A 4,442-nucleotide genomic window follows, 5' to 3' on the forward strand; every position below is an offset into this window, starting at 1 on the left:
ATAGCCGTAGCTATGTGACCGGAGTTGTAACGCCGCAGAGTGACTGACCACTTAGTCAGAAAATATGATTTCATTTGGTTAACTACTTATGCTCACTACCGGTATGCATTCCCACGCAGAGCTAGGAGGCTGTCCGAGAATAGCCTCCTGGGGAACGAGGGTGTGCATTGTATGGGTAAAAACGCTTTTCTGAACCAGGAGTCAATAATTGTCATCTGCGTTTTGGCAATGCGGGTTAGTATGTTCTGGTGCATTAAATGAAGGCTCTGAAGAGACTATATTGTCATTGTCATTGTCATTGTCATTGTCATTGTCATTGTCTAAATCAGTGGTAATGCCAAAGAGTAAGGGAATAGAGTCAAAGTTCGATGTGTCAACATCCGGAGTATGTAGGGTTGGGGTATCTAACTCGGGGAATGGTAATATGGAGGTATTTAAAGCTAACCTTTTGTGTTGTGATTTGTGGTTATTTGAGGTTAACCCTGTGCTCTCTTGCGCAGGAGTATTCATCGATTTCGCTGCCTGTGCATTTGCAGCCAGCATCTCGCGAAATAGATCGATGGTCATATCTTTCTGCCTTAGGAGTGTTTCCATTCTCCTTTGGTAATTTAGCAGTTGATTAGGCGTCATCTGGAGTATATTGAACTGCTGATTGACAGTTTGATTGATTTCAGGAGCATTTGTTTTCAGGTCATTCACTTCTTTCTTCAATTCTTCGACTTTCCGACATTTCGTGTTTGCCAGATCTTTTGTGTAAATGAATTGTCTCTGCAATTGTTCTAACTGTTGGTCTTTCTCCAGCAGTGCTGCCTGTTGCTTGGTAAAATGTTTGTTTTGGTCTTTCAGTTGGCTGTTTTCAGACTGAAGGGTAGATTGTTGGTGTTGACAGTCCAGAAGCTTCTGTTGGTAATTGGTCAGGCTGGTTTGTGATTTGGTTAAATCATCTTCTAACCGGGCTTTCACTTGTTCTAATGAAGTCACTTGATCCCGGAGTCGGCAAGCTTCTTTATGACTATTTTCAGCCTGAGCAGATGATTTTTCAAAATTGGCCTGAGCCCTGTTCAATTCATCCTGTGTATGGTTAGATTCTTTACGTATCTTTTCAATGATTTCTTCTTGGCTGATCACGGTATCTTTGACATGGCTCAGATCTTGCGCAACAGCTTCCTCTGCCAATCTGGAGAGTTCAAGCTCTGATCTGACCTCAGTCAACCAGGTATTGAGCTTTTTGTTTTCTGTACTTAAAATATCTTTATGTTCTTTCAGGGTGCTGACTTCTGTTTGCAGCTGTAAAATACTTGCTTTACTCACTTCCAGGCTATCTTCCAGTTTCTTTTTTTTTATTAATTGCTCACTTTCTTTTGATTCTTTACTGGCAAGTTTAGATCTGATATTTTCTAATTCAGATAAAAGAGAACTTTGCTTGTCTTTCATTGTTTTCAAATCACTCTCATAAACTTTAACTCTTTCCTTAGAATCCAATAGCTCTTTTTTGAGGTTGAGGTGAGTAATTTTGGATTCAAGCTTGATTTTTTTATCTTGTTTTTCAGATTCTCTGAGTAATTGACAAAAAAGTTCTTTCTCTTTTTCCAAAGTTTTAATGTTATTTTCCAGGGTGTTAACTTTACCTGTTAACTGTTCTGAGTTTATTCTGTATTCTGTAATCTGGTCTTTTAGATATGTCAGCTCATCTTCTTTATCTTTAAGCTCTTTTTCTTTGGCTTTGGCTTTTTTTGAAGATTCTGTAATCTTATTCATTAGGCTCTGATATAAAGTATCGTTATTAATTTTTAACTTTATATTTGTTTCATAAAGATCCTGTTTCAGGTTTATTAATTTATCCTGGTTTGTTTTTTCCTGCTTTATAAGATTGTTGATTTTTTCTTCTAGATAATTTTTTTCCTTGGAGTAATTTTCTTTTAACTCTTTTATTTCTTTTGTTTTTATTTTGATTTCGTTTTGATAGTGGCTTTTTAACTCCTCTGTTTTTTCTTTGCTTTCAAATAATATGTCTTTGGATGCTTCAGTTTCTGCTCTTGCTAATTTAAGCTCTGCTTCAAGTTTTTTGATCTTTGTCTCTCTGCCAGTAAGGGTGTCTTTAAATGATTTTGCTTTTTCTGTTAACTTCTGTTTTAGATTAGATACCTCTAGTTGTTTTTCTCTTTTTATTAAACATATGGATTCTACCATTTTTTTGATTGCTCTTAATCGGTTGCTCAATTCCTGGTTTTCTGTTTCTTTTATTTCTGTCTCTGTCTCTGTCTCTTTTTGGGGTGGGCATATGTCACTTATATTTTTCTTACATTGTTCCTCAATATTTTTTTGCGCTTCTTCAAAACTGCCTAATTTTTCTTCCAGGATTCTTATGGTCTCTGTAAGAGATGTTACTCTACATTCTAACGATATGACTGATTCTTTTGACTGTTTAATCTCTTCTGTCAGATAATAATTTGCTTTAGTTAGTGTGAGTTTTTCTTTGGCTTCCTCTTCTTTTTTTGCCAGCAGTTGTCTGGCTTCTTGTAGCTTTTCTTCTGACTGTCTTAAGCTCTCAATCAATTTCTGGTTTTCATTAAGTTCTTTTTTTTGCTCATCAGGTTCAGAGTTTTTAATGGATTGCTTTGCTTTATTTTTTTTATGGTACCTTGGTTTTTCTTTTTCTGAAGAAAAACAGGTTTTTAATGCATCGTAATCAATATCTTCTCCAATCTCAGGGTCTTCACCACTGGGTATAGAGCTAACGCCCGGTTTAAATGCAAGTAGAAAAGGAAAAATACTGTGGTATCTATGCTCAATTTTCCATAATTCTTCACTACCAAATTCTTTTTTTCGGGTATTTCTAAAGTCTACCACGATAAAATGGTAGTGCTTTAAATTCATTACTGCCGCTAAAAGAAACTCATATTTCTCAATATCCTGTTTCGTTAAACCGTATTTTTCAGCATGAACAAGTGGGTAGATCAATCTGGCAAACGTTTGTTCAGAGTTCAGTTTATTAGCCCGTGAACTTATATTGAATTCAGTAGTCGCGACTGTTCTTCTTATGGGTTCTCCGGTTTCCGGATGAAGATCTTCTATTTCATCCGGACCCGGCATCTCTGGCATTATCTGAACAAAGTCTTTCAGTGCCTGATGGAAAATATCATGAACATTGGGTGTGATGATTTCCTGCTGGGATGGTTTGTAATCCTTGTAGGATGTTGCAATAAGCTTAACTATTTCACTCCATTGTGATTTATCGAAAAGCAGCTTGCCCTTACTATCAATATCTTCAGGTTTGAGAAATTGGTCACAGTGTTTAATGCATATTTTTTCCTTGTCAGCTTCGGTTGGTCTTGGGTCTTGCAAGGATGAGATCAGCTTCTCTCTGAGACATCTTGCTGACACTTTCCATTCTTTCCGGCTTATGTATTGTGTTAAAAATATATCCAGACATTCCCATGCTGTTATTGGTTTTTTACCGGTTCTGTATTCGGTTTCATAAAAGAAGTGCTTTTCACCCTCGTTAAGGCCTCGTAGCAGTATATTTTTTGCCTGATCCCACAAATAATTAATAGTTGTTATTTTGTGAAAACGGTTATCCCAGGCTATTTTGACTAATTTCCTGTCAGTATCTCTGTTTAAACCTCTGCCTGGCATCCATTCTGCCAGTATCTTTTCCTCATTTATGGGGCTATCACGGCCCTGGTACTGGTTACTGAATGCATCCAAAATACTTTTAAAAGCATCCCAGAAATCCCCGAAAATTTCCTCTCCCTTACCCTGTCTTGGTTTTGCGGTTAAATCTGTGAAAATTTGTCCATGGAGACTTGCTGTCTGCACTGCTGCGGGCTTGGACATTTTACGTGCTTTCAATACCTTTGCATGATGTGGTAGTTGATCTGAGTTCTGAGAGGTATTGTGACGTTTTCTTGGATTGGTCGAAGAATTGTACTCTAGTGCATAGCCCATTGCGTATCTTTTTTTTCCATCATGACCTCCAGGCTCTTTTTTCTGAGAGGCTTTTGCAATGAAAAATTCCTGCTTGGCTGCGGATATATCCATGAGTCCCGACTTTTCTCTGATTATTGCGTGTACATCGCTTAATATCATTAAGAAATGCAATAACTTGCACTCAATCTGCATGTCTGCTTTAAAAATGTTTTATAGCAGATGGTTGCTGCTTTTGGTGTGTATCAGCGATGCTGGCATCTATAAAAGAGCAAACTGAATTACATCAGTATTATTTTGGGTATTAGAATTCCAAAATTTCAGAAAGTTCCCAATGGCTGGTTTGGCCAACGAGTTCAATTTTATAGAAAGGGGGCAGAGGGTGACATGGAGTGTTACAAACACCCCCTGTCACAGACAGTATTTTCTGTTTCTGCCCGGAATCATGAAAGCTTAACAGCCTATTCTCGGACAGCCTCCTAGGAGGCTGTCCGAGAATAGCGCCCGTAGCGAGG

Annotated in this window: 1 protein-coding gene; it reads right to left on the reverse strand. The window is 37.7% G+C overall.

Annotated features, from left to right (window positions below; genetic code table 11):
- Positions 1–201 precede the first annotated feature (201 nt).
- A complete protein-coding gene (locus KDK15_RS13545) occupies positions 202–4,041 on the reverse strand; it encodes a hypothetical protein (protein WP_257295919.1) in 3,840 nt (1,279 codons plus the stop codon).
- Between the last annotated feature and the right edge of the window lie 401 nt (positions 4,042–4,442).

Source organism: Endozoicomonas sp. YOMI1, assembly GCF_024606345.1.
Classification (GTDB): domain Bacteria; phylum Pseudomonadota; class Gammaproteobacteria; order Pseudomonadales; family Endozoicomonadaceae; genus Endozoicomonas.

Coding starts and splice junctions, on each gene's coding strand:
- KDK15_RS13545 (WP_257295919.1), bottom strand. CDS start 4,041: ATGGATATATCCGCAGCCAAGCAGGAATTTTTCATTGCAAAAGCCTCT.